We start from the raw sequence: 24,813 nt of genomic DNA on the forward strand, positions 1-24,813 counted from the left end.
GCTGGGGTCAGAGCCCTTTGCTACGCAAAGGGATCTGACCCCAACAATCAAAAAAGGCAGCCATAGGCTGCCTTTTTTGATTGTGCTCCCGCCCTTGATTCCGCCCTTCCCGTCCGCGCCCGCAGGAAACCTGGCAGGCGGGACGGGTGGGCCTTTGCAGGACCGTTGGCGCCATGGGCCCGAGGCATGCCTCGGGCGGGTTGGGCAGGACGCCCAACCCCGGTCTTGCCGTGTGCGCAGGACAGCGCACACGAGCAAGGCGCCATCGAGCCCCCATGGATGGGTTTACGGCGTGTCCTGCAAAGGCCCACCCGTACCCCCCACCACGTATCAATCAAGGCGCCGCGAACGGAGCGCTTGATAAAACCCTTACTCCGCCAACATCGCCGTCAGCTTCTCCCGCGCCGGCCCTGCGAGCTTCGGGTTGTCCAGCGCGAAGCGGATCGTCGCTTCCACCAGCCCCAGGTGCGTACCGCAGTCGAAACGAGTGCCCTCGAAACGGTAGGCATCCACCTCTTCGGTCTTCAGCAGCTGCGCGATCGCATCGGTCAGCTGGATCTCGCCGCCGGCACCGCTGCCGGTCTGCTCCAGCAGCTCGAAGATCTTCGGGCTCAGCACGTAGCGGCCGACCACGGCCAGGTCGCTCGGCGCGTCCTCCGGCTTCGGCTTCTCCACGATCTGCGAAATACGGCCCTTGCGGCCATCGAAGGCCTCGGTCGCGACGATGCCGTAACTGGCGGTCTTGTCGTGCGGCACATCTTCAACGGCAATGACGCTGGCGCCACTGGCTTCGTTGAGATCGGCCATCTGCTTCAGCGCACTGTCGCCGCGGTTCCAGATCAGGTCGTCCGGCAGCAGCACCGCGAACGGCTCGTCACCGATCACGGCCTTGGCACACAGCACCGCATGGCCCAGGCCCAGCGCCTCGGCCTGGGTCACGAAGATCGCGCGCACCCCATTGGGCAGCACGTGACGGATCAGCTCCAGCTGCTCCTGCTTGCCGGCGCGCTCGAGCTTCTGCTCCAGCTCGTAGGCCTTGTCGAAGTAGTCGGCGACCGCGTGCTTGTAGCGGTTGGTGATGAACACCAGCGTGTCACAGCCGGCCTCGATTGCTTCATCCACTGCGTACTGGATCAGCGGCCGGTCAATGATCGGCAGCATCTCCTTCGGCACGGTCTTGGTTGCTGGCAAAAAACGCGTCCCCAAACCCGCTACGGGGAAAACTGCCTTGCGAATTCGCTTGCTCATTGGTGCCTGTTGGCCTCGCGTGCGGGAAAGGGCACGACTTTAGCGGATGAAATGTAAGCATCCTGTTCGATTGGCGAGAACTCGGGCATCGTCGCGAACAGGACTTCCTTGATGGTTTCGGTGTCGTAGCTGCACACCGCCTCGCGCAGGCGCGGGACGTTGCCCAGCACCAGATCGCGCGAGAACATGCGCACGCCGGCCTCGAGGACCTTCGGATGCGCGGTTGCGCGGTAGTCCTCGTCCGAATAGAACAGCGTCTCGTGCAGCTTCTCGCCCGGACGCAGGCCGGTATAGATGATCTGCACATCCTTGTACGGCTGCTTGCCCGCCAGACGGATCATCTGCTCGGCCAGCAGCCGGATCGGCACCGGCTCGCCCATGTCGAGCGTGTAGATCGCACCGTGCGAGGCCGAGGCCGCGGCCTGCAGGATCAACTGGCAGGCCTCGGGGATGGTCATGAAGTAGCGGGTGACTTCCGGATCGGTGACCGTGACCGGGCCACCGCGCAGGATCTGCTCGCGGAACAGCGGCACCACGCTGCCGGCCGAGGCCAGCACGTTGCCGAAGCGCACGGTAACGAAACGGGTGTGCGTGGACTTCTGGTCCAGGCTCTGGCAGATCATCTCGGCATAGCGCTTGCTGGCACCCAGCGCGTTGACCGGATCGACCGCCTTGTCGGTGGAGATGAACACGAAATGCTCGACGCGCGCTTCCAGGCAGGCGCGGGCCACGTTCTCGGTCGCCAGGATGTTGTTGCGCACGGCTTCGCGCAGCTGCCGCTCCAGCACCGGCACATGCTTGTACGCTGCGGCATGGAACGCGGTGTCGACCGGATGCAGCGACAGCGCATGGCGGATCACCGCAGGATCGCCACAGTCGCCCAGCACCGCTTCGATCTCGATATCGGGGAAGCTGCGACGCAGCTCACCCTCGATGGTCAGCAGCAGCAGTTCGCTGATCTCCAGCAGGATGATGCGGCCGGCACCGTGGCGCGCGCACTGGCGGCACAGCTCCGAGCCGATCGAGCCACCGGCACCGGTCACCATCACGGTGCGACCGCCCAACCAGCCACGGATCAGGTTCCAGTCCGGGGTGATCGGCTTGCGGCCGAGCAGATCCTCGATCGCCACCTCCTTCAGTTGGCCGGGCAGCGACTGCCCCTGCAGGATGTCGCTCAGCTTGGGCACGGTGCGGAACGGCACGCCGGTGCTTTCGCAGATGGCGACCACCCGCTGCATGCCTGCGGCATCCAGCGAGGGCATGGCGATCACCAGCAACTTGGCTGCAGTCTCGCGGACCACCGCCGGGGCATCATCGAGGCTGCCCAGGATCGGCAGGCCCTGCAGCTTGGCGCCGCGCAGGTGCGGTGCGTCGTCCAGCAGGCCGACCGGTTCGAAGTTGCCGGAGCGGCGCAGATCGCGGACCAGCGTCTCGGCGGCTTGCCCCGCACCGAGGATCAGCACGCGGCGCGCGCTCGAATCCGACTGCAGTGCCTGGTAATCCTTCCAGGCCCGGTAGAGCAGGCGCGGCGCGCCGAGCAGCGCCGACAGCGCGAACGGATAGATCACCAGCACCGACATCGGCACGCCGTCGAAACGCTTCCACATCAGCACCAGCACGATGCCGACCAGGCCGATGAAGCTGGCCTTGAAGATGTTCAGCAGGTCGCTGACGCTGGCGAAACGCCACAGCCCGCGATACAGGCCCACGCGCCAGAACACCAGGCCCTGCAGCAGCAGCACCAGGGTGGTGTCGACATTCCAGAGCGGAAGCGAGGGCGCGTTGGGGAGGATCGAGTACCGCCCGGCGTGGAGCAGCTGCCAGCATGCCCAGACCATGAACAGGTCGTGGCAGACGATGGCCGAACGCGGCATCAGGCCGAGGATTCTGTCCCGCCAGGGTGAAGCCATAAGTCAGGTATTTCCTTGTCGGTGACGCAATCCATTGCGCAGGAGGATCCAGAGGACGCTCAGCGCGAGAAACCACGCGACCGCCAGGACAGCCTCCCACCTCGGCTGCAAATTGGAGCAGACATTAAGCACTGTAATACTGAACAGGCCCAGAGCAAAGTACATCCCTGTCACCTGGGCGTGGCTGGCTCCTGCCTGCACCGCCCGCTGGTAGACGTGCTGGGTATGGGGTTCCATCCAGCGTTGTCCGGAGATGATGCGCGCCGCCAGTGTGAAGCCCGCGTCCACGAGGAACGCCGAAGCCGGCACCAGCAGCAGGATCCAGTTGATATCGGTACGCACCGCAGCGATCGCCAGGACGACGGCGACTGCATAGCCCAGCGCGCCACTTCCGACATCACCCATGAAGATCCGGGCCCGCGGGAAATTGAACGGCAGGAAGCCCAGGCAGGCCAGGCCCAGCGCCACCGCGGCCAGCGAATACGGCCAGGGCAGCACCGGCGCCAGGCCCAGCGCAACAACAATGGCCTGGCTGGCGGCAATACCGTTGATGCCATCCATGAAGTTCCAGATGTTGATCAACGAGGCGGTGAATACCAGCACCAGCCCGGCCAGCAACCAGCTTCCACCATGCACCTTGACCAGGGCGGCCAGCAGCGCGGCGGCAATGAAGTGCACCAGCAGGCGGCGCATGGCCGGCAACGGCCGGTGGTCGTCCCACCAGCCGATGCCCGCCACCAGCACCAGGCCCAGGCCGGCCACCAGCAGGCTCGGTGTCGATTCAGGCCAGACCCACATCGCTGCACCGGCGGTGACCAGCAGGCTGATGACGATGGCGATGCCACCACCGCGCGGCGTTGCCACGCTATGGCTGCGACGCTCGCCGGGGTGATCCAGCAGTTGCTGGCGCAGGGCATAACCCCGTGCCGCCCAGGTCAACCCCGCACTCAGCAGGGCCAGCCCCAGCAGCGCGCCCATCACGAGCCACGGCATGGATCAGAGCACCGCGTAGTTCAGCAGTGGCTTGACCGTGCCCCATTCCTTGCAGCTCGGGCACTGCCAGTGGTGGGTGCGTGCACCGAACCCGCAACGGGTGCAGCGGTAAGCGGGATTGCGCACCAGCAGCTGGTCGGTGATGTGCTTGAGGTCATGCAGGGTCGCCGTGGAATCGGCGCCCTCGGCCAGGGTCAGGTCGATCAGCGCCGATTCGCCACGCACCGACGGACGATCCTTGAGCTGGCGGCCAAGGTAGGCTCGGGCCGGAGCCACGCCCTCCTGCTCTTCCATCAGCCGGGTCAGGGCCAGCACCGGGGCGATGCCACGGTAGTGCTCGGTCATTTCCGACAGGAACGCACGTGCGCCTGCCAGATCGCCTACCTTGCGGTAGTTTTCCATCAACGCCGGCAGCAGCTCCGGCAGGTACTCCGGATCGTTGCGCGCAGCGCGCTCGAAGGCGCGCACGGCCGCTTCCGGATTGCCGGCATCGGTTTCCAGGCGACCTTCAATGATGCCGGCACGCACCGACATCGCATCGGCCTGGTAGGCGCGTGTGATCGCTGCCCTCGCCTCTTCCAGCTTGCCGGCGCCGCGGAAGCGCTCGGCCAGTTCGCACTCGAACTGCCCGATCAGCTTGCCCATCGGCTCGCCGGTGACGTCTTCGAAGCGGGTGGCGTTGTCGATCGCCTTTTCCCAGTCGCGCTCGGCCTGGTAGATGCCGATCAGGTGCTTGAGCGCCTGCGGGGCGCGCTGGTCCAGCTGCGCCAGCTCGGTGAACACCGTCTCTGCACGGTCCAGCAGGCCGGACTTCATATAGTCCTCGCCCAGCGCCAGCAGGGCCTGCACGCGCTGCGCGTCGCTCAGGTCGTGGCGGTTGACCAGCCCCTGGTGCAGGCGGATGGCGCGGTCGACTTCACCGCGGCGGCGGAACAGGTGGCCCAGCGCGACCTGGGTCTCGAAGGTTTCCTTGTCCAGCTCGGCGATGTGCAGGAACAGTTCGATGGCCTTGTCCGGCTGCTCGTTGAGCAGGTAGTTCAGGCCACGGAAGTAGGTGCTGGACAGGCGGCTGACCTGGTTGTCACCGTGGCGCTGGCCACCACGCCGGCCGATCACCCACCCGGCCAGTGCGGCCAGCGGAACGAACAGGAAAAACCACAGCCACTCGGTGACGAAATCCATCTTCGATCAGCGTCCATCAAAAGATTGGGGGGAAACACCCGCGGCCGGCGTTGCCGCCACGGACTTGTTGGCACGGCGCAGCTGGCTGTAGAGCGGAATGACCACGCTCACCAGTACCAGGCCGGCACCGACCACGACACCCACCAGCAGTGCAGCGATCAGCGCCACGCCCACCGAGGTGTGCAATTGAGTGAAAAGCAGGTTGATCGACATCGCGGTCATGTTGACCGCACCAATGATCAGCCCAAGGATCAGGACCGCCAGCAGGACCAGCAGACGAAAGACCTTCATGCGACAGCTCCAGTGGCAGGAGTCCGTAGCTTATCCGACCCGCGGCTGGATTCGCACGCGGTGGCGCGACGGGGGCTCAGGCCGGATCGGCGTCCAGCGGCAGCACACTGCTGACCCGCTCGCGCAGTTCCTTGCCCGGCTTGAAATGGGGGACGTGCTTGCCCGGCAGGGCAACCGATTCGCCGGTCTTCGGGTTGCGACCCAGGCGCGGCGGACGATAGTGCAGCGAGAAGCTGCCAAAACCACGGATTTCGATGCGATCCCCGGCGGACAGCGATCCGCCCATCATCTCCAGCAACGACTTCACCGCCAGATCGACATCATCGGCCTTCAGGTGCGCCTGGCGGCGCGCAAGGATTTCGATCAGTTCGGATTTGGTCATCACCGGCTCACATCAGGGGCATCTCAGCCTGAAACGGCCCGGGCAGAAGCCCGGGCCGTCCAGGAAACAACAAACAGCGTAAGGCCGATTACTCGGACTTGTTGCCGTTCAGCTGTGCACGCAGCAGCGCGCCCAGCTGGGTGGTGCCGCTGGAAGCCGAAGAGGACTGGTATTCCTCCAGCACTTCGCGCATTTCCGCGTCGTCCTTGGCCTTGATCGACAGCTGCAGGGTGCGGCCCTTGCGGTCCATGCCCACGAACTTGGCTTCGATCTTGTCGCCGACCTTCAGGTGCTGGGTGGCGTCGTCAACGCGCTCGTTGGCGATGTCGCGAGCCGAAACGTAACCCTCGATGCCGTCAGCCAGCTCGATGATCGCGCCCTTGGCGTCGACTTCCTTCACCACGCCTTCGACCTTGGAGCCCTTCGGATTGGCAGCCATGTACTGGCCGAACGGATCCTGCTCCAGCTGCTTCACGCCCAGGGAGATGCGCTCGCGCTCCGGATCGACAGCCAGGACGACGGCGTCCAGGGTATCGCCCTTCTTGAAGTTGCGAACGACGTCTTCGCCGGTGGTGTTCCAGCTGATGTCGGACAGGTGGACCAGGCCGTCGATGCCGCCGTCCAGGCCGATGAAGATGCCGAAGTCGGTGATCGACTTGATCTGGCCCGACACCTTGTCACCCTTCTTGTGGGTGGCAGCGAAGGTTTCCCACGGATTGGCGGCAACCTGCTTCATGCCCAGCGAGATACGGCGACGCTCTTCATCGACGTCCAGCACCATCACTTCGACTTCGTCACCAACCTGCACAACCTTGGACGGGTTGACGTTCTTGTTGGTCCAATCCATCTCGGAGACGTGCACCAGGCCTTCGACGCCCGGCTCGATCTCAACGAACGCACCGTAATCGGTGACGTTGGAGACCTTGCCGAAGACGCGGCTGTTGGCCGGGTAACGACGGCCGATGTTGTCCCACGGATCCTCGCCCAGCTGCTTCAGGCCCAGCGAAACGCGGTTGCGCTCGCGGTCGAACTTCAGCACGCGGACGTCCAGCTCGTCGCCGACGTTCACGACTTCCGACGGGTGACGCACGCGCTTCCACGCCATGTCGGTGATGTGCAGCAGGCCGTCGATGCCGCCCAGGTCCACGAACGCGCCGTAATCGGTCAGGTTCTTGACGACACCCTTCAGGATCGCGCCTTCCTGCAGCTTGTCCATCAGCTGCTCGCGCTCTTCCGAGTGCTCGCTTTCGACGACAGCGCGGCGCGAGACCACGACGTTGTTACGCTTGCGGTCCAGCTTGATGAGCTTGAACTCGAGTTCCTTGCCTTCCAGGTAGGCCGGATCGCGCACCGGGCGCACATCGACCAGGGAACCCGGCAGGAAGGCGCGGACATCCTTGATGTCCACGGTGAAACCACCCTTGACCTTGCCGCTGATGCGGCCGGTGATGGTTTCGTTCTTTTCCAACGCTTCTTCCAGCTCGTCCCACACCATCGCGCGCTTGGCCTTCTCGCGCGACAGGACGGTTTCGCCGAAGCCGTTCTCGATCGAGTCGAGGGCGACCTTGACGATGTCGCCTTCGGCGACGTCGATTTCGCCAGCGTCGTTACGGAACTGTTCGATCGGCACGATGCCTTCGGACTTCAGGCCAGCGTTGATCACCACGACGTCGCCGCGGACTTCAACAACGGTACCGCTGACGATGGCGCCCGGCTTCAGCTTGGCCAGGTTGGCCTGGCTGGCTTCAAACAGTTCGGCAAATGATTCGGTCATTAGATTTACTCTGTTGGACACATGGGTCGGTGGCGTCCCCTTCAGGGGAATGGCGACCGCCCGCCTGTTGGTCGACCCCGGAAACGCAGGTCGTGTGTAGTAGGAAAACCGCCACGCATCATTGCGCGACGGAGCTGGTACAGCACTGCTTTGCGCGACCACCACCGATGCAGCTGGCAGTGCTCCCGCGCGAACGGATCAGGCAGCCGGAACTGGAAGCAGATCCATCACTCGGGCAACGACATCATCGATGCCGATGCCTGTGGTGTCGATGAGGACAGCATCGTCTGCCGGCTTCAGGGGCGCCACGGTACGCTGGGCATCACGGGCGTCGCGGGCCATGATCTCGCGCAGGAGGTCATCAAAGTTAACAGAAACCCCCTTGTCTTTCAACTGCTTATGCCGGCGCTCGGCGCGCTCCTCGGCACTGGCGGTCAGGAAGACCTTGTAGGGGGCGTCCTTGAAGATCACCGTGCCCATGTCGCGGCCATCGGCGACCAGGCCGGGCAGCTCCCTGAATGCGCGCTGGCGCTCCTTCAGCGCGGCGCGCACCTCGGGAATGGCGGCGATGGCAGAAGCCAGGGCGCCAGTGGTCTCCAGGCGCAGTTCGTCGGTGGCATCGGTGCCGTTGACCATGACCCGCATCGACTCGCCCTGTTCAACAAACTGAACATGGGTGTCGAAGGTGCAGCGCACCAGCGCCGAGGCGTCGGAGGTGTCGATGTCGGCCCAGCTCGCGGCCACGCCCACCGCGCGGTACAGCGCCCCCGAATCCAGGTAATGCCAGCCCATCCGGCGCGCGATGATGCGGCTGATGGTACCCTTGCCGGCCCCGGAAGGGCCGTCGATGGTCAGGACGGGAGCGAGTGGATTCATGGGGTTCCCAGAGCGTGTGAAGGGGCCATTCTAGCCCCTGCCAGACACCCCCAGCGGGATCTTTTGTGCAACCACTTGAAACCACGAGGAAAAGCCCGGTAGAATGGCGGGCTTGAACGAGCGTCAACTGCCGATTGTCTTTCGCATATCGCGGCCACGCTCCACCCGAACAACTACTGTTTACGCCGAGGTATGCCATGAAAGTCCTGTCCTCCCTGAAGTCGGCGAAGGCCCGTCACCGCGACTGCAAGGTCGTCCGTCGTCGCGGCAAGATCTTCGTCATCTGCAAGTCGAACCCGCGTTTCAAGGCGCGTCAGCGCTAAGCCCAACAGCCTTCACGGCTGCGGCTGGCCCTACGCGGGGCCGACCCGATGCAAGAAACCGCCTTCGGGCGGTTTTTTGTTTATGCGGCTTTTTCCTGCTGATTTTGCTGTAATCGCCTTTCTTGACCACTGGGGAGTAGATCGAGATGAAGCGTTACCTGTCCGCCCTGGCCGTGATGGCCACCCTGGCCGCCGCCACGCCGGCGCTGGCCGATACCCTGCTTGTCGACCGCGCCCGCGAGAAGCCGGCCGGTGCCCTGCCCGTGCGCGGCCAGAGCATGCAGCAGGTACAGGCGCAGTTCGGCGCGCCGAGCGAACAGCTGCAGCCGCGTGGCGGGCAGAAGCGGCAATGGCCGACCATCAACCGCTGGGTGTACCCGCAGTTCACCGTCTACTTCGAGAAGCAGAAGGTGATCGACGTGGTGGCCAACCAGGCGGACCCGAACGAAATCGGCCCGAAACCACCGATCCGTTGATCCCTTTACCCGCCGTGGGCGGGCCTGTGTAGCGAGACCATGAACCAGACCCTTCGTTTTCCTGCCGAGTGGGAAGCCCAGAGCGGCGTCCTGATTGCCTGGCCCACCGCCGACACCGACTGGGCCGACCGCCTGGGCCAGGTGGAAGAGACCTACATCGCCCTGGTCGCGGCCATCACCCGCTTCCAGCCGGTGCTGATCTGCGTGGCCGACGACGATGTGGAGACCTATGCCGAAATGCGGCTGCGCTCCAACCGCATCGACATGGACAAGGTCCACTTCACCACGGCCGCCTACGACGATACCTGGCTGCGCGACTCCGGCCCGATCACCCTGCGCCGTGCCGACGGCGGTTTCCAGCTGCTGGATTTCCGCTTCACCGGCTGGGGCGGCAAGTTCGACGCCACCCTGGATGACCAGCTGGTGGGCGTGCTGGACCGAGCCGGCGTGTTCAACGACGCGCCGGTGCGCAGCATCCCGTTCGCGCTGGAAGGCGGCGGCATCGAGACCGATGGCGAAGGCACCCTGCTGACCACCTGGAAGTGCCTGCACGAGCGCCATCCGGACCGCGACCGCGCCAGCCTGAGCGCCGACCTGGCCGACTGGCTGCAGCAGGACCGCGTGCTGTGGCTGGACCACGGCTACCTGGAAGGCGACGACACCGACGCGCACATCGACACCCTCGCCCGCTTCGCCTCGGCCGACAGCATCGTCTACCAGGCCTGTGACGACGAGAGCGACTCGCACTACGCCGAACTGCAGGCGATGGGCAACGAGCTGGCCGCACTGCGCACCAAGGATGGGCAGCCGTACCGCCTGTTCCCGCTGCCGTGGGCACAGCCGGTGATCGACGAAGGCCGCCGCCTGGCTGCGTCGTACGCCAACTACCTGATCGTCAATGGTGCGGTGCTGATGCCGGCCTATGGCGACCCGGCCGACGACCTGGCCCGCGATGTGCTGGCCCAGGCGCACCCGGGCCGCGAGATCGTGCAGGTGCCCTGCCGCTCGCTGATCTGGCAGAACGGCAGCCTGCACTGCATCACCATGCAGCTGCCGGAAGGGCTGTTGAAGGTCTGACGGTAGTGCCGGCCGCTGGCCGGCAACCCTGCACCGCCTGATGGATCCACGGGATTGCCGGCCAGCGGCCGGCACTACCGAGCGCACCCATTCAGCGCGCGACACGCCGTCGCCGTCCATCCGCGCTAACATGCTGGTTTTCCCCCGCAGGAACGCCCCGCATGAACTCGCGCAGCCCCCTTACCGTCGCCCTGATCCAGGAGCGCAACCACGGTGATGCCGCCGCCAACCTGGCGGTGATCGAAGCACGCGTGGCCGAGGCGGCTGCGCAGGGTGCCAAGCTTGTGCTGCTGCAGGAACTGCATAACGGTCCGTACTTCTGCCAGCACGAATCGGTGGACGAATTCGACCTGGCCGAGCCGATTCCGGGCCCCAGCACCGAGCGCCTGGGCGCGCTGGCGAAGAAGCACGGCGTGGTGCTGGTCGGCTCGCTGTTCGAACGCCGCGCTGCCGGCCTGTACCACAACACCGCCGTGGTGTTCGAGAAGGACGGTACGCTGCTCGGCAAGTACCGCAAGATGCATATTCCGGACGATCCGGGCTTCTACGAGAAGTTCTACTTCACCCCGGGCGACATCGGCTTCAAGCCGATCGATACCTCGGTGGGTCGCCTTGGCGTGCTGGTGTGCTGGGACCAGTGGTACCCGGAAGCGGCGCGCCTGATGGCGCTGGCCGGTGCCGAACTGCTGCTCTACCCGACCGCGATCGGCTGGGACCCGGACGACATGCAGGACGAGAAGACCCGCCAGCGCGACGCCTGGGTGCTGAGCCACCGCGGCCACGCCGTGGCCAACGGCCTGCCGGTACTGAGCTGCAATCGCGTCGGCCACGAGGCCTCGCCGCTGGGCGCCTCCGGCATCCAGTTCTGGGGCAACAGCCACGTGCTGGGCCCGCAGGGCGAGTTCCTGGCCGAAGCCGGCACCGATGCCACGGTTCTGTTGTGCGATGTCGACCTGCAGCGCAGCGAGCATGTGCGCCGCATCTGGCCGTTCCTGCGCGACCGCCGCATCGATGCCTACGGCGACCTGCTCAAGCGCTACATCGACTGAGCCGGAGCCCGCGCATGGCCGTCCTCATCCGTGATGCCGGCCCGGCCGACATCGCCGCGATCACCGCGATCTACGCGGTGGAAGTGACCGACTTCGTCAACACTTACGAGTACGACATCCCGGACGCGTCCGAGATGCTGCGCCGCATGCGCGACATCATCGACCGCGGCTTCCCCTACCTGGTCGCCGAGATTGACGGCCAGGTGGCCGGCTATGCCTACGCCAACACCTACCGCACCCGCGTTGCCTACCAGTGGACCGTGGAGAACTCGGTCTACGTCGATGCCCGTTTCCAGGGCCAGGGTGTCGGCACCGGCCTGCTGCAGGCGTTGATCGACGCCTGCGTGGCGCGTGGCTACCGGCAGATGGTGGCGGTCATCGGCGAACCGACCAATACCGCTTCAATCAAGCTGCACGAACGCTTCGGCTTCGAGCTGGTCGGCGTGTTCCGTGGCCTCGGCCGCAAGCATGGCCGCTGGCTGGATACCGTGCAGATGCAGCGCGCGCTCGGCGATGGCGCCGACACTGCACCTTCCAATGAATGAACCCATGACCGAAACCCTTCCCGAGACCGGCGACGACCTGTTCGCCGGCCAGCCGGTACGCGTTGTTGAACGCGACGGCGTGCGCTACACCCTGCTGGGCACCGCCCATGTCTCACGCGCCAGCGTCGAGGCGGTGGAGAAAGCCATCGACAGCGGTCGCTTCGACGCGGTGGCCGTTGAACTGGACCCGCAGCGCCTGCAGGCGCTGAGCGACCCGGACACGCTGGCCAAGCTCGACCTGGTCGAGGTGATCCGCAAGGGCCGCGTCGCCCTGTTCGCCGCCAACCTGGCCCTGTCCGCCTACCAGCGCCGCCTGGCCGAACAGCTCGACATCGAGCCGGGCGCGGAACTGAAGCGCGCGGTGGAACTGGCGCGCGAACGCGACCTGCCGGTGCACCTGATTGACCGCGAGGTCGGCCTGACCTTCCGCCGCGCCTCGCAGCGGCTGGGTTTCTTCGGCAAGCTGAAGCTGGTTGCCGGTCTCGGCGCCGGCCTGTTCTCGTCCGAGGAGGTGGGCGAGAACGAGATCGAGAAGCTCAAGCAGGGCGACATGCTGGAATCGAGCTTCGGCGAGTTCGCCAGCGAGAGCCCGGCACTGTACGAGACCATCATCGGCGAGCGCGACCGCTACATGGCTACGCGCCTGCGCGAGGAACACAACCCGCAGCAGCGTGAAGTGCTGGCGGTTGTCGGTGCGGGTCACCTGGCAGGCCTGGCGCGTTACCTGGAAACCGACACCGAGGCACCGGCACCGCTGCGCGCCGAGCTGGAGGCGGTGCCGAAGAAGCGCAACATTCCGTGGTTCACGCTGGGCATCCTGGCCATCGTGGCGACCGGCATCGGCGTGGGCTTCTACCGCGGTGGTCTGGGCGTGGGCACCGAACTGCTGGCGACCTGGGCGATGTATACCGGCGGCCTGGCGGGCCTGGGCTGCCTGCTGGCAGGCGGTCACCCGCTGAGCATCCTCACCGCGATCGCGGTGGCCCCGTTCAAGCCGTTCCGCCTGAGCATCCCGACCGGCGCGTTCTCGGCGCTGGTGGAAGCGCGCCTGCGCAAGCCGGCGTACGAGGACTTCCTGAAGCTGCGCGACGACGCGCAGAGCCTGAACGGCTGGTACCGCAATCGGGTCACGCGCGTGGTGCTGACATTCATGCTGACCAACATCGGCAGCATGCTCGGCCTGTGGCTGACCACGTTCAAGGTGTGGGGCAAGGTCGCCGGTTGATTGTTTTGTGTAGCGTCGAGCCATGCTCGACTGCGCTCTGGTAGGTGCCAACCTTGGTTGGCACGCGATGCCCGGCAAAAAAAGGGGGAGGCCGCCCCACTACGACCGGCCTCCCCCACACCACAACACATTGATGTGCATTACAGCCGGGCAGCGCCCGGCTCTACCATTTCCGCTCCACGCGCGCGGCGGATCAACCGCGTCACGGCATTGCGCAGGTCATCCAGCACCGCATAGATGGTCGGCAGGAACAGCAGGCTGACCACGGTCGAGAACGCCAGGCCGCCGGCAATCGCGCGCGCCATCGGCGCGTACTCCGGGCCATTGCCGAACATCTGCGTATTGGTCAGCGAGATCGGCACCATCGCCAGGATCGCCGTGCCCATCGTCATCATGATCGGGCGCAGGCGCTCGCGTGAACCCTCCACCAGCGCCTGCGTGCGTCCCATGCCGCCGCGCCGCAGGTTGTTGATGTGCTCGATCATCACGATGCCGTTGTTCACCACCACGCCCATCAGCACCAGGATGCCGATGAAGGACATGATCCCGAACGAGGTACCGGTGATCCAGAACAGCCAGAACACACCGAAGATCGAGAACAGCACGCCACTCATGATCGCCGCCGGGAACAGCAGCGACTCGAACACCGCCGCCATCACCACGTAGATCATCACCAGCGCGATCAGCAGGTTGAACACCATCTGCTGCATCGCTTCGTCGTCGTTGCCGTAGTCGCCGCCATCGAAGGTGAAGCCATAGCCGGCCGGGAAGTTCATCGGCTTGAGCACCGATTCCATCGCCTTGCGGCCATCGGGCGCGGTGACCTTCTCGGCCAGGTTGGCCTTGATGGTCAGCGTGGTCTGGCGGTTGGTGCGACCGATCTGGGTCGCCGATGAACCGACGTCAACGGTGACCAGGCTCAGCAGTGGCACGCTGCGGCCGTCGCCGGTGCGCACGCTGAAGCCAGCCAGGTCCTCCGGGCTGCTCTGCTCGGCGCCAGCGAAGCGCACCCATACCGGTACTTCATTGTCGCCGCGGCGGAACTCGCGCATCGGCGCACCGCGCAGGGCCAGGCCGACGAAGCTGGCGACCTGCTCGGCATTGAAGCCGAATGCGGCGGCACGCTCGCGGTCGACGCGCACCTTCAGCTCGCCGCCCTTCTCGCCATTGTCGATGCGCACGTCGCGCAGCTCGGCACGCTGGGCCAGCAGCGGCACCACTTCCTGGCCGATCTCCTGCAGCATCGAACTGGAGTCGCCCACCAGCTGCACCTGCACTCCCTGGTTGCCGCCACCGCCGCCATCACCGCCCTGGTTGCCAACGAAGTAGTCGGTGCGGGCCGACTTCGGCAGGCCCTTGCGCAGCTCTTCCTGCAGCGCCTTGATGTCCTTGGCGTACTTCTCGTCCAGGGTGACCACGGTCGAGCTGCCTTCCTGCTCGCTGTACCAGGAGTACACCTGCTTGACGTGCAGGCGCTCGCGGTTGGCGTCGATCCAGTTCTCCACGCGCGCCACTTCCTCGGACATCTGCCGGTAGGTGTAGGCGCCCTTCCACATGTAGCCGATGAAGATGTCCTTGCCGCCATCGCCGCCGAACATGTCGACCTTGGTCAGCTTCATCGGCACCAGGCTGACCAGCACCACCAGCACGATGCCGAGCAGGCTCCAGCCACGATGGTGCAGCGACCAGTCCAGCAGCCTGGCGTAGCGGCGCTGCAGCCGCGCGATCAGGCCGGTCTGCGAGTGCACCAGCTTGGGCGTGGCCATCCGCGCGGACAGCATCGGGATCAGGCTGACCGCGACCAGCCACGAGGCCAGCAGCGAGACCGAGATGGTGATCGCGATCTGCGCCATGAAGATGCTGATGTTGTTGGTCTCGCCGAACAGGTTCGGCACGAACACGATGCAGTGGCACAAGGTGCCAGCGCTGAGCGCGATGGCCACGTTGCGGGTGCCGATGATCGAGGCCAGGCGCGGCTGTCCCGGCATGCGCTCGCGCTCCTGGTAGATGCTCTCCACCACCACCACGGCGTTGTCGACCAGCATGCCCACCGCCAACAGCAGGCCCATCATGGTCAGGATGTTCAGCGTCACCCCGACGAAGTACATGAAGCCCAGGGTGATGGTGAAGCAGATCGGAATGGCCAGGGTCACCATCAGCGTGGACGGCCAATGGCGCAGGAAGAAGAACAGCACCGTGATCGACAGGATCAGGCCGACCGCACCGGCCTCGGCCAGTTCCAGCAGCGAGGAGGTCACCGCCTTGCCCTGGTTGTCGATCACCTTGATCTGCACGTCGCGCATCGACGCTTCGGCACGGATCGCTTCAACCTCGGCCAGCGCCGCGCGCGACACCTCCACCAGGTTGGCACTGCGCTCCTTGAAGATGTCCAGCCCGACCGCCGGGTTGCCGTCCAGGCGGCGCCCGTAGTTCATCCGCGCCGGCTTCAGGCGCACGTCGGCGATGTCGCCCAGGCGCAGGCCCTTGGCGTTGATCACCAGGTCGCGCATTTCCTGCAGGTCGGTGATCTCGCCCACCGGCTGCACGCGCACGCGCCGGCCGTTGTCGTCGATCTGCCCGGCCGAGATCGAGAAGTTCAGCGTGCGCAGGCGGTCACTCAGCTCATTGATGCTCAGCCCATGCGCGTTGAGCCGGTTCGGATCAATGGCGATCTCCACCTCGTTCGGCGGCGCGCCGGTAATGTCGACGCGGGCCACGCCGGGGATACGCTCGATGCGCCGCTTGAACTCGCGGTCGAGCATGTCGTAAGCGGTGGTCAGGTCGGTGGTGCTGGCCAGGCGCACCTTCAGCACCGGCTGGTCGCTGCTGGACCACTTGAACACGTTGTAGCGCTGCAGGTCGTCCGGCAGATCGCTGCGGATCGCGTCGATGCGTTCGCGTGCGTCGGAGGCGGCGATGGCGATGTCGCGGTCCCAGTCGCTGAACTCGATGAAGATCAGCGCCGCCTCGGAGGTGGCCGACGAGCGCATGCGCTTGATGCCGGTCATCGTCGCCAGCGATTCCTCCACCGGGCGGATGATGGTCCGCTCCACTTCCTCCGGGGTTGAACCGGTGTACGGAATCTGCACGAACAGGAAGGGCGCGGAAATGTCCGGCAACGCTTCCAGCGGCAACCGGAACGAGGCGATCAGGCCGATCACCACCAGTGACACGAAGCACATGATGGTGGTGACCGGGCGGCGGATGGAGAACTCGGCAACACTCATGCCGGCTCCTCCGCACCCGCCGCGCTGCCTGCTGCGCCCGGCTCGATCTCGCCGGCGTGCTTGCGGCCACGCTCGCGGTAATAGGCATCACCACGGCGGTCCATCAGGTCGTAGACCACCGGGATCACCAGCAGGGTCAGCAGGGTCGACACCAGCAGGCCACCGATCACGGTGATCGCCATCGGCGCGCGCACTTCGGCGCCCTCGCCCATCGCCACCGCCAGCGGCAGGAAGCCGAACAGCGTGCACAGCGTGGTCATGATGATCGGCCGCAGGCGCGAACGTGCACCTTCCACCAGGGCCTCGTGCTTGGCCACGCCGGCCTCGCGCAGCTGGTTGACCTTGTCGATCAGGATGATCGCGTTCTTGGTGACCAGGCCGACCAGCAGGATCAGGCCGATGAACACCACCACCGAGATGGGCTTGCCGGTCAGCATCAGTGCCAGGATCGCGCCGACCAGCGCCAGCGGGATGGTGAACAGGATCACGAACGGATGCAGCATCGATTCGAACTGCGAGGCCATCACCAGGTAGACCAGGAAGATCGCCAGGCCGAAGGCGAAGATCAGCGACTTCGCCGCCTGCGCCAGCTCCTCGCCCTGGCCACCGATGTGCAGGCCGACACCCGCGCCCAGCGGTTGTTCGGCCACCATCTGCTGCACTTCGCGCATGGCCGCGCCGAGGTCGATGTCGCGCAGGTTGGCCGAGACCACCGCAACGCGGGTCTGGTCGGCGCGATGGATCTCGCTGGGGCCGGTGGTGGCAACCACGTCGGCCACCGCATCCAGCGTGACCGGCCGGGTGCTGCCCGGATTGACGATCAACCGGCGGATGCTCTCCACGCTGGCGCGGTCGCCTTCCTGGGCACGCACCAGCACGTCGATCTTGCGGTCGCGGAAGCTGTAGCGGGTAGCCACGTCGCCGCGCACCTTCTTCACCACCACGTCGGCGATCTGGCGGGTGGTCAGGCCCAGCGCACCGGCACGTTCCTGGTCGAAGCGGATCTGGATTTCCGGAAAGCCCTCTTCCACCGTGGACTTCACGTCGGCGTAGTGCGCATTGCCACGCAGCATCGCCGCCAGGCGCTGGCCAGCCACTTCCAACGTCGCCATGTCCTGCCCGCGCAGCTCGATTTCCAGCGGCGTGGAGAAGCTGAACAGCGCCGGCCGCGCGAAGTCGACCTGTGCCCCCGGATGCTGGCCCATGCTGTCGCGCAGGCGCTCGGTGATCTCGGCTTCAGTGCGTGCATTGCCACCGCCTTCCATCACCACGGTCAGCTTGCCGATGTTCTCGCCGCTCTCGGTCGGGCTGGCATCCAGGCGGGTGCCGCTGCCACTGACACCGTACAGCGAGGCCACGCCCTCGCCGTTGCCGTGGGCCAGCTGCAGCTCACGCACCAGCGCATCGGTCTGCTTGAGCGGTGTGCCGGCCGGCAGCTTCACCGTCATCTCGAAACGGTCCTGCGCCAGCTGCGGGATCAGGTCGGCACCGAGCATCGGCACCAGCGCCATGGTCGCCACGAAGATGATCGTGGCCACGCCGAGCACCTTGCCCGGATGGGCCAGCGCGCTCGGCAACAGGCGCAGATAGCCGCGCTCGGCACCGGCGTAGGGCTTCATTGCCAGGTCGCTGGCCTTGCGCATCACCGGGCCGACCACTGCCACGACGCCCCGCCACGCACGTACGACCAGCCAGGCCAGCGCATAGAAGCTCCAGCGCGCGGTTGCGACGGCACCACGACGGCCCAGTGCCACCGGCTTCTGCCAGCGGTTCTGCGGCTGCCACGGTTCGTTCGGCGCCTCTTCCGGGAATGCCAGCGGCGGCCGGCCCTTCAGCGAGCTCAGCATCGGAATCAGCGTCATCGATACCAGCAGCGAGATCGCGATGGCGATCGCCACGGTCAATGCCTGGTCGCGGAACAGCTGGCCGGCGATGCCATCGACGAACACCAGCGGCAGGAACACCGCGATGGTGGTCAGGGTCGAGGCGACCACCGCCATGCTCACTTCGCGGGTACCGACGATCGCTGCCTGCAGGATGCCCAGGCCACGCTCGCGGGCCTTGGCAATGCTCTCCAGCACCACGATCGAGTCGTCCACCACCAGGCCGGTCGCCAATGCCAGGCCGCCCAGCGACATCACGTTCAAGCTGAGGCCGAGCTGGCCCATGAAGAAGAACGTGGCGATGATCGAGACCGGCAAGGACAGGCTGATCACGAACGTGCTCCAGCCATCACGCAGGAACAGGAAGATGATCAGGATCGCCAGCAGGCCACCGATCACCGCATCCTTCTTGACGTCGGCGATGGCGTGCTCGATGAAGCGCGACTGGTCCTCGATGGTGGTCATCTCGACGTCGGACGGGAACGTGCCCTTGATCTGCTCTAGGCGCTTGCGCAGCGCTTCGGCGGTGGACACGGTGTTGGCGTCGCCTTCCTTGTAGATGGCCAGTTCAACCGATTCCTTGCCGCCCAGGCGGATCACCGCTTCGCGCTCCTTGTAACCCTGGCGAACGGTGGCCACGTCCTTCAGGCGTACCGGCACGCCATTGGCGACCACGCTGGAGCCAGCACCGGACGATGCGCTCTGCGCCGCCGAGGCCGCTGCGATGGCCGCGGCCGAACCGGTCGACGCGGCGATGTTGAACATCTGCTGCAATGCCGAGTCGGCTGCACTTCCGTTCGAACCCTGGGTGGTGACCAGCAGGTTGCGGATCTCCTCCAGGTCGGCGAACTGGTTGACGGTGCGCACCAGGAAGCGCTGCGACCCCTCCTCCAGACGACCGCCGGAGATGTTGATGTTCTCGTCCTTCAGGCGCTTGATGACGGTGTCGATCGGCAGGTTCAGCTGTGCCAGCTTCTGCTGGTCGATGTCGACCTGGATCTCATCTTCCAGACCGCCACCGACCTTGACCGCTGCCACGCCGGCAACCGGCTCCAGCTTCTTCTTCAGGTCTTCATCGGCATAGCGGCGCAGGCCGGTCAGCTCGCGGACCGCATCGGCATCGCTGGTCGGCGCCACCTTGTTCGACAGCACCAGGCGCATGATCGGCTCGGTGGACGGATTGAAGCGCAGCAGCACCGGGGCCTTGGCCTCCAGTGGCAGGTTCAGCGCTTCCATCTTGTCACGAACCTCCAGGCTGGCCTGGTCCATGTTGGTGCCCCAGGCGAACTCCAGCACCACGTCGCTCTGGCCGGTGCGCGAGACCGACTTCAGCTTGCGCAGGTTCTTGACCACGCCGACGGCCTCTTCGACCGGCTGGGTGATCAGGGTTTCGATTTCGGTCGGCGCCGAACCGGTGTACTCGGTGCGCACGGTCAGCGTCGGGTAGCTCAGGTCGGGCAGCAGGTTGACCTTGAGGTTGCCCAGCGCGATCAGGCCGAACAGCAGCAGGGTGACCGTGCACATGGCGATGGTCACGCGGCGGCGGGTGGCGAATTCCACCAGGCCGCCGCGCATGCCGGCGGCGGCGCCATCGCTCGCCGGCGAGGCACCGTGGTCGTGGCCCGGGGCGGTCATTGCTTGCTCCCGGCCTTGTCTGCCGGCTTGGCGGCCGCTGCGACCGTCTTCGCCTTTGCCTTCGGATCGGCGATCACCTGCACCGCGGTACCGTCGCGCAGCGCGACCTTGCCGGCGGTGACCACCTGATCACCGGCCGCCAGGCCATCACGGATCTCCACCCACGGGCCCTCGGCGTAACCGAGCTTGACCGGAACGCGTGCGACCTTGCCTTCGCGCACCCGGAACACCGCCGGCTCACCGTCGTCGAGCAGCGCCAGGCGCGGCACCACGAGCGCATCGGCACGCTGGTCGTAATCGATGCGGATGCGCCCGAACATGCCGGGCTGCAGCGCGTGCGCGGCGCCATCGAAGGCGCTGACCACGCGAAACGTGCCGCTGCCCGAATCCACCACCGGCGCGATGCGATCGACGGTGCCGGTGAAGCTCTGGCCCGGCAGCGCATCGGCGGCCAACGTCACCGGCTGGCCGGCACGCAGCGTGGCCAGCTCGCGTTCGGGCACGTTGAGGGTGGCTTCCAGGCGCGAGTTGTCGACGATGCGGAAGATCGGCGTGTTGATCTGCACGAAGTTGCCGGTCTTGATCGAGCGCGATGCGATCACACCGGAAATCGGCGCCACGACGGTGGTGTAGGACAGCTCCAGCGTCGCCAGACGGTACTGCGCACGGACGTTTTCCAGATCAAAGCGCAGCTGGTCGACATCGGCAGCACTGACCATCTGCTGGCCAACCAGTTTCTGTGCACGCTGGTAGTTGTTTTCCAGCTTGCGCATCTGCGCTTCGCTCTGCGCTACGGCCAGGCGTGCGCGGTCCGGGTCCAGGCGCACCAGCGGCTGGCCGGCGGTGACCCGCTGGCCTTCCTCGACCAGCACCGCCAGCGCCACACCGGAGGTCTTGGCCACCACCTGCGACTCGGCGCGTGGTTCCAGCGCGGCGGTGCCTGTGTAACTGGCCGCGACCGCGCGATGGCTGGCCACGGCCACTTCGACCGGGACCGCATCGACCTTCTTCTCCTCCTTGGTCTCGGCGGCCTTGGCTTCGGAATTGGGCCCTGCGGCGCAACCGCCCAGCAGCAGGGAGGTGGAGATCAGCAGTGCGGCAGCGCAGATTCCGCTGCGACGGCCGGACAGGAAGGTTGGGTGCGACATCGTCAGGTCCCTGGAGGATGCGTGGACAGGTGTGGTAGCAAAGTAATGCACCACTTCACGGCAACACCATATCCCAAAGGTCATGGTGTCTTCACGCCGCTGGTCGGCCCGACCCCATTTCAGCTAGATGAAACCTGGGGCTATACTCGGGGCGTTCCGTACCCCACGCCGGAACGACCAGACCCGAATCCCCGGAAACGACACCATGCGCCCGCAGCCGCTCGCCGCTTGTCTCGCTCTGGCCGTCCTCCTGCCCCTTGGGGCCGCCGCACAGCCCGCTCCTGCTCCTGCCACACCCGCTCCGGCCCCGGCTCCTGCCGCCGCGCCGGCGCCTGCCGCGCCCACCGGCAACTTCGACAATGGCCGCGTGCTGGCCTACACCTGCCAGGGGTGCCACGGCATCACCGGCTACAAGAACGCCTACCCCAGCTACCGGGTGCCGAAGATCGGCGGCCAGACCCAGCAGTACCTGGCCCAGGCCCTGACCGAGTACCGCCAGGGCAAGCGCCGGCATCCGACGATGCAGGCGCAGTCGATGAGTTTCAGCGAACAGGAGATCGCCGATCTCTCTGTTTACCTGTCCACCGTCAAGTAAGGCCCGCCCATGTCGAAAGCCGCGCATCCGCTGCGTCACGCCATCGCCCTGTCCGTTGCCCTGCTGCTGGCGGCCTGTTCACAGTCGCAGGTGGAAAACAGCGAGAAATCCGCCGCCGATCCGGGCCATGCCAGTGGCGAACACGGCTCTTCTTCTTCGGCTGGCCTGCCTGCAGGTCGCGAGGCCGCCGGTGAAGCCCGCGCCAAGGTGAAGGGCAAGGCCACCAACCAGAGCTGCATCGACTGCCACGGGGCCGATGGCAATGCGCCGATCGATCCGACCTATCCGAAGCTGGGTGGGCAGTACGGTGACTACCTGGCGCATGCGCTGCAGGCCTACCGCGCCGGTGACCGCCAGCACATGCTGATGACGCCGCAGGCGAAGGACCTGAGCGATCAGGACATCGCCGATCTGGCGGCGTATTTCGGCAGCCGGCCGAGCCAACTGCGGGATCTGCACGGGGTCAAATGACCGCAGGCCCCCGGTGGGTGCGGATCGTTGATTGGTAGGTGCGGACCGTTGGTCCGCACATGTCCGGATATCCACGCATGGCGTGGATCTACCAGGCATCGGCGTCGGTGGGTGCGGACCTTGGTCCGCACTGATGCCACCATCCACGCATGGCGTGGATCTACTGATTCTCGACTCGATCAATCGGCGCACTTCTGGCGCCGACCGATACTCAGCCTTCCAGCTCTTCCCAGCGCGCGTAAGCGGCATCCAGCTCGGCCTGCACCTTGGCCAGCTGCTGGGTGTGCGCGGTCACTTCGGCGCTGCTGCGGGTATAGAACGACGGGTCGTTCATCGCCGAGGTCAGGCCTTCGACATCGCCTTCCAGCTTCTCGATGGTCTTCGGCAGCTGCTCCAGTTCGCGCGCTTCCTTGTAGGCCAGCTTGCGCTTGGGTGCGGCCGGAGCTGCGGTAGCCGGGGTGGCCGGCGCAGCGGCCGCCGGCTTGGCCGCAGGGGCCGCGGCAGGCGCTGCGATGCTGGCCGCATAACGCTGCCAGTCGCTGTAACCGCCCACGTACTCGCCGATCACGCCATCGCCTTCCATCACCAGCGTGGAGGTGACCACGTTGTCGATGAAGTCACGGTCGTGGCTGACCAGCAGCAGGGTGCCGGTGTATTCGCCCAGCAGCTCTTCCAGCAGCTCCAGCGTTTCCACGTCCAGGTCGTTGGTCGGTTCGTCCATCACCAGCAGGTTGGACGGCTGCGCGAACAGCTTGGCCAGCAGCAGGCGGTTGCGCTCGCCACCGGACAGGCGGGTAATCGGCGCACGCGCGCGCTCCGGGGTGAACATGAAGTCCTGCAGGTAGGCATGCACATGCTTGCGCTTGCCGTTGAACTCGAGGAAATCGCGGCCTTCGGCGACGTTCTCGATCGCGCTCCAGTCTTCGCGCAGCACAGCGCGGTACTGGTCGAAATACGCGATCTGCAGGTTGGTGCCGGCGTTGACTTCGCCCTTGGCCGGCTGCAGTTCGCCCAGCAGCAGCTTGAGCAGCGTGGTCTTGCCGCTGCCGTTGGGACCGATCAGGCCGATGCGGTCGCCGCGCATGATGGTGGTGGTGAAATCGCGGACCATGGTGCGCTCGCCGAAGGCGAACGAAATGTCCTTGACGTCGATGACCTTCTTGCCGGAGCTGACGCCCTGCGCGGCCTCCATCTTGACGTTGCCGCTGAGGTCGCGACGCTGCGAACGCTCCACGCGCATCGCCTTCAGGCGGCGCACGCGGCCTTCGTCGCGGGTGCGACGGGCCTTGATGCCCTGCCGGATCCAGACTTCTTCCTGCGCCAGCAGCTTGTCGAAGCGGGCGTTTTCCTGCGCCTGCGCATTGAGGCGTTCCTCGCGGCGGCGCTCGTAGTTGGCCCAGTCGCCTGGCCAGCTGGTGACCTGGCCGCGGTCGATCTCGACGATGCGGGTGGCCAGGGCACGCAGGAAGCGACGGTCATGGGTGACGAACACCACGCTGCCGCTCCAACCCTTCAGGAACGCTTCGAGCCAGTCGATGGCTTCGATGTCCAGGTGGTTGGTCGGTTCGTCCAGCAGCAGCACATCGGGGCTGGACACCAGCGCGCGGGCGAGCAGCACGCGGCGCTTCATGCCGCCGGACAGGCGGCCGAACTCGGCCTCACCATCCAGGTCGAGCTTGGTCAGGGTTTCGCTGACGCGCTGGTCCAGGCCCCAGCCGTTGGCGGCATCGATCTTGGCCTGCACGTTGCCGAGGGCTTCGCCATCGAAGACTTCGGCATGGCTGAGGTGGTGGAATTCGGCCAGCCATTGGCCCAGCTCGCCAAGGCCGTCGGCGACGACGTCGAACACCGAGCCGGCCGCGCCGTGCGGCACTTCCTGCTCCAGGCGGGTGACGCGCACGCCCTGCTGCACGCGGACTTCGCCGTCATCGGGCTTGTGGTCGCCGGACAGCAGCTTGAGCAGGGTGGATTTGCCGGCGCCGTTGCGGCCGATCAGGGCGATGCGTTCGCCCGGCTCGATCGACAGTTCGGCCTTTTCCAGCAACAACGGGCCGCCGACGCTGAAGTCGACGTTCTGCAGAGTAATCAGAGGCATCCGGATATTGTACGGGTTGGGGGCGTCGGCCGGGTTGCACCCGGCACCCGCGGTAGTGCCGGCCGCTGGCCGGCAACTTCAACGGCAACGTGAAAAGCTGGTTTCCTGTGGGATGGCGGAGCGGTGTGGGTCTGCAGGACACGCCGTAACCCCCCCTCCGGGGTCCGGCCCAGCCGCTGGCGGCTGTGCGTTCGGGCACTTGCGAAGCAGTGCTTCGCAAGCAAAGCGCCCTCACCCTTGGGGGCTCGATGGCGCCATCCATGGCGCCAACGGTCCTGCAGACCCACACCGCCCCGCCCCTGACAGTTTCCCGCGATCTGTCGGAACGGCATTCTGCTCTGGTGGGTGTCGACCTTGGTCGACACAGCAGATCCAGGCCATGCGTGGATGAGCGCTGCAAGGCCTGTC

The 24,813-nt window shown here is 66.0% G+C and carries 20 protein-coding genes; 8 read left to right on the forward strand and 12 right to left on the reverse strand.

Going from position 1 to position 24,813, the window contains the following annotated elements; translation table 11 throughout:
- Window positions 1-369 precede the first annotated feature (369 nt).
- From galU to cmk, 8 genes are all read right to left on the reverse strand, one after another.
- Window positions 370-1,248: a UTP--glucose-1-phosphate uridylyltransferase GalU gene (galU, locus tag AC5P8Y_RS12880; protein ID WP_005409291.1), complete on the reverse strand. Its 879-nt coding sequence runs from the start codon at window positions 1,246-1,248 to the stop codon at window positions 370-372.
- Complete coding sequence (locus AC5P8Y_RS12885) at window positions 1,245-3,158, reverse strand: polysaccharide biosynthesis protein (protein WP_005413043.1); 1,914 nt, start codon at window positions 3,156-3,158, stop codon at window positions 1,245-1,247. Before AC5P8Y_RS12885 ends, galU begins: the two co-directional genes overlap by 4 nt.
- Window positions 3,159-3,161: 3 nt before the next feature.
- Window positions 3,162-4,151, reverse strand: a complete 990-nt coding sequence (locus tag AC5P8Y_RS12890; protein ID WP_288469432.1) for an MraY family glycosyltransferase — start codon at window positions 4,149-4,151, stop codon at window positions 3,162-3,164.
- Window positions 4,152-4,154: 3 nt separating this feature from the next.
- Window positions 4,155-5,333: a lipopolysaccharide assembly protein LapB gene (gene lapB, locus AC5P8Y_RS12895; protein WP_033834904.1), complete on the reverse strand. Its 1,179-nt coding sequence runs from the start codon at window positions 5,331-5,333 to the stop codon at window positions 4,155-4,157.
- 6 nt (window positions 5,334-5,339) lie between these two features.
- A complete protein-coding gene (locus AC5P8Y_RS12900; RefSeq protein ID WP_005409287.1) occupies window positions 5,340-5,624 on the reverse strand; it encodes a lipopolysaccharide assembly protein LapA domain-containing protein in 285 nt (94 codons plus the stop codon).
- Between the two features lie 76 nt (window positions 5,625-5,700).
- Complete coding sequence (locus AC5P8Y_RS12905; protein WP_005409286.1) at window positions 5,701-6,006, reverse strand: integration host factor subunit beta; 306 nt, start codon at window positions 6,004-6,006, stop codon at window positions 5,701-5,703.
- Window positions 6,007-6,094: 88 nt separating this feature from the next.
- A complete protein-coding gene (gene rpsA, locus AC5P8Y_RS12910) occupies window positions 6,095-7,780 on the reverse strand; it encodes a 30S ribosomal protein S1 (RefSeq protein ID WP_005409285.1) in 1,686 nt (561 codons plus the stop codon).
- 198 nt (window positions 7,781-7,978) lie between these two features.
- Window positions 7,979-8,656 carry a (d)CMP kinase gene (gene cmk / locus AC5P8Y_RS12915; protein WP_005409284.1) on the reverse strand — a complete coding sequence of 226 codons (678 nt, stop codon included), beginning with the start codon at window positions 8,654-8,656 and terminating at the stop codon, window positions 7,979-7,981.
- A 197-nt stretch (window positions 8,657-8,853) separates the two neighbouring features.
- Between cmk and ykgO the strand changes: the two genes are divergently transcribed.
- From ykgO to AC5P8Y_RS12945, 6 genes are all read left to right on the forward strand, one after another.
- Window positions 8,854-8,979, forward strand: coding sequence for a type B 50S ribosomal protein L36 (ykgO, locus tag AC5P8Y_RS12920; RefSeq protein ID WP_005409283.1), 126 nt, complete (start codon window positions 8,854-8,856; stop codon window positions 8,977-8,979).
- Between the two features lie 176 nt (window positions 8,980-9,155).
- Complete coding sequence (locus AC5P8Y_RS12925; protein ID WP_227837998.1) at window positions 9,156-9,455, forward strand: hypothetical protein; 300 nt, start codon at window positions 9,156-9,158, stop codon at window positions 9,453-9,455.
- Between the two features lie 39 nt (window positions 9,456-9,494).
- Window positions 9,495-10,532 (forward strand): agmatine deiminase family protein, encoded by a 1,038-nt coding sequence (locus AC5P8Y_RS12930; RefSeq protein ID WP_288469435.1) that lies wholly within the window; start codon window positions 9,495-9,497, stop codon window positions 10,530-10,532.
- Window positions 10,533-10,693: 161 nt separating this feature from the next.
- Window positions 10,694-11,581, forward strand: coding sequence for a carbon-nitrogen hydrolase (locus AC5P8Y_RS12935; RefSeq protein WP_164133476.1), 888 nt, complete (start codon window positions 10,694-10,696; stop codon window positions 11,579-11,581).
- Between the two features lie 14 nt (window positions 11,582-11,595).
- Complete coding sequence (locus AC5P8Y_RS12940) at window positions 11,596-12,126, forward strand: GNAT family N-acetyltransferase (RefSeq protein ID WP_049403951.1); 531 nt, start codon at window positions 11,596-11,598, stop codon at window positions 12,124-12,126.
- A 4-nt stretch (window positions 12,127-12,130) separates the two neighbouring features.
- Complete coding sequence (locus AC5P8Y_RS12945) at window positions 12,131-13,351, forward strand: TraB/GumN family protein (RefSeq protein ID WP_425532928.1); 1,221 nt, start codon at window positions 12,131-12,133, stop codon at window positions 13,349-13,351.
- 140 nt (window positions 13,352-13,491) lie between these two features.
- On the opposite strand, the gene AC5P8Y_RS12950 is transcribed toward AC5P8Y_RS12945, so the two are convergent.
- From AC5P8Y_RS12950 to AC5P8Y_RS12960, 3 genes are read right to left on the reverse strand one after another with little or no spacing between them, the layout of a single operon-like run.
- Window positions 13,492-16,578: an efflux RND transporter permease subunit gene (locus AC5P8Y_RS12950; RefSeq protein ID WP_111108663.1), complete on the reverse strand. Its 3,087-nt coding sequence runs from the start codon at window positions 16,576-16,578 to the stop codon at window positions 13,492-13,494.
- A complete protein-coding gene (locus AC5P8Y_RS12955) occupies window positions 16,575-20,096 on the reverse strand; it encodes an efflux RND transporter permease subunit (RefSeq protein WP_164133474.1) in 3,522 nt (1,173 codons plus the stop codon). The genes AC5P8Y_RS12950 and AC5P8Y_RS12955 overlap by 4 nt, the downstream gene beginning before the upstream one ends.
- Window positions 20,093-21,244 carry an efflux RND transporter periplasmic adaptor subunit gene (locus AC5P8Y_RS12960; RefSeq protein WP_021204157.1) on the reverse strand — a complete coding sequence of 384 codons (1,152 nt, stop codon included), beginning with the start codon at window positions 21,242-21,244 and terminating at the stop codon, window positions 20,093-20,095. Before AC5P8Y_RS12960 ends, AC5P8Y_RS12955 begins: the two co-directional genes overlap by 4 nt.
- 205 nt (window positions 21,245-21,449) lie before the next feature.
- Between AC5P8Y_RS12960 and AC5P8Y_RS12965 the strand changes: the two genes are divergently transcribed.
- Together AC5P8Y_RS12965 and AC5P8Y_RS12970 are read left to right on the forward strand one after the other, a co-directional pair.
- Window positions 21,450-21,839, forward strand: coding sequence for a c-type cytochrome (locus AC5P8Y_RS12965; RefSeq protein WP_005413034.1), 390 nt, complete (start codon window positions 21,450-21,452; stop codon window positions 21,837-21,839).
- A 9-nt stretch (window positions 21,840-21,848) separates the two neighbouring features.
- Entirely contained in the window at window positions 21,849-22,310 is a 462-nt protein-coding gene (locus AC5P8Y_RS12970) for a c-type cytochrome (RefSeq protein WP_005409273.1), read from the forward strand.
- A gap of 211 nt (window positions 22,311-22,521) precedes the next feature.
- On the opposite strand, the gene AC5P8Y_RS12975 is transcribed toward AC5P8Y_RS12970, so the two are convergent.
- A complete protein-coding gene (locus tag AC5P8Y_RS12975) occupies window positions 22,522-24,405 on the reverse strand; it encodes an ATP-binding cassette domain-containing protein (RefSeq protein ID WP_005409272.1) in 1,884 nt (627 codons plus the stop codon).
- Window positions 24,406-24,813: the final 408 nt, after the last annotated feature.

This window comes from Stenotrophomonas sp. YJH_SMC_12-1 (assembly GCF_059370935.1).

What these genes read in the sequence shown, in the direction of transcription:
- galU (WP_005409291.1), bottom strand. Translation starts at nt 1,248, where the DNA reads ATGAGCAAGCGAATTCGCAAGGCAGTTTTCCCCGTAGCGGGTTTGGGG.
- AC5P8Y_RS12885 (WP_005413043.1), bottom strand. Translation starts at nt 3,158, where the DNA reads ATGGCTTCACCCTGGCGGGACAGAATCCTCGGCCTGATGCCGCGTTCG.
- AC5P8Y_RS12890 (WP_288469432.1), bottom strand. Translation starts at nt 4,151, where the DNA reads ATGCCGTGGCTCGTGATGGGCGCGCTGCTGGGGCTGGCCCTGCTGAGT.
- lapB (WP_033834904.1), bottom strand. Translation starts at nt 5,333, where the DNA reads ATGGATTTCGTCACCGAGTGGCTGTGGTTTTTCCTGTTCGTTCCGCTG.
- AC5P8Y_RS12900 (WP_005409287.1), bottom strand. Translation starts at nt 5,624, where the DNA reads ATGAAGGTCTTTCGTCTGCTGGTCCTGCTGGCGGTCCTGATCCTTGGG.
- AC5P8Y_RS12905 (WP_005409286.1), bottom strand. Translation starts at nt 6,006, where the DNA reads ATGACCAAATCCGAACTGATCGAAATCCTTGCGCGCCGCCAGGCGCAC.
- rpsA (WP_005409285.1), bottom strand. Translation starts at nt 7,780, where the DNA reads ATGACCGAATCATTTGCCGAACTGTTTGAAGCCAGCCAGGCCAACCTG.
- cmk (WP_005409284.1), bottom strand. Translation starts at nt 8,656, where the DNA reads ATGAATCCACTCGCTCCCGTCCTGACCATCGACGGCCCTTCCGGGGCC.
- ykgO (WP_005409283.1), top strand. Translation starts at nt 8,854, where the DNA reads ATGAAAGTCCTGTCCTCCCTGAAGTCGGCGAAGGCCCGTCACCGCGAC.
- AC5P8Y_RS12925 (WP_227837998.1), top strand. Translation starts at nt 9,156, where the DNA reads ATGGCCACCCTGGCCGCCGCCACGCCGGCGCTGGCCGATACCCTGCTT.
- AC5P8Y_RS12930 (WP_288469435.1), top strand. Translation starts at nt 9,495, where the DNA reads ATGAACCAGACCCTTCGTTTTCCTGCCGAGTGGGAAGCCCAGAGCGGC.
- AC5P8Y_RS12935 (WP_164133476.1), top strand. Translation starts at nt 10,694, where the DNA reads ATGAACTCGCGCAGCCCCCTTACCGTCGCCCTGATCCAGGAGCGCAAC.
- AC5P8Y_RS12940 (WP_049403951.1), top strand. Translation starts at nt 11,596, where the DNA reads ATGGCCGTCCTCATCCGTGATGCCGGCCCGGCCGACATCGCCGCGATC.
- AC5P8Y_RS12945 (WP_425532928.1), top strand. Translation starts at nt 12,131, where the DNA reads ATGACCGAAACCCTTCCCGAGACCGGCGACGACCTGTTCGCCGGCCAG.
- AC5P8Y_RS12950 (WP_111108663.1), bottom strand. Translation starts at nt 16,578, where the DNA reads ATGAGTGTTGCCGAGTTCTCCATCCGCCGCCCGGTCACCACCATCATG.
- AC5P8Y_RS12955 (WP_164133474.1), bottom strand. Translation starts at nt 20,096, where the DNA reads ATGACCGCCCCGGGCCACGACCACGGTGCCTCGCCGGCGAGCGATGGC.
- AC5P8Y_RS12960 (WP_021204157.1), bottom strand. Translation starts at nt 21,244, where the DNA reads ATGTCGCACCCAACCTTCCTGTCCGGCCGTCGCAGCGGAATCTGCGCT.
- AC5P8Y_RS12965 (WP_005413034.1), top strand. Translation starts at nt 21,450, where the DNA reads ATGCGCCCGCAGCCGCTCGCCGCTTGTCTCGCTCTGGCCGTCCTCCTG.
- AC5P8Y_RS12970 (WP_005409273.1), top strand. Translation starts at nt 21,849, where the DNA reads ATGTCGAAAGCCGCGCATCCGCTGCGTCACGCCATCGCCCTGTCCGTT.
- AC5P8Y_RS12975 (WP_005409272.1), bottom strand. Translation starts at nt 24,405, where the DNA reads ATGCCTCTGATTACTCTGCAGAACGTCGACTTCAGCGTCGGCGGCCCG.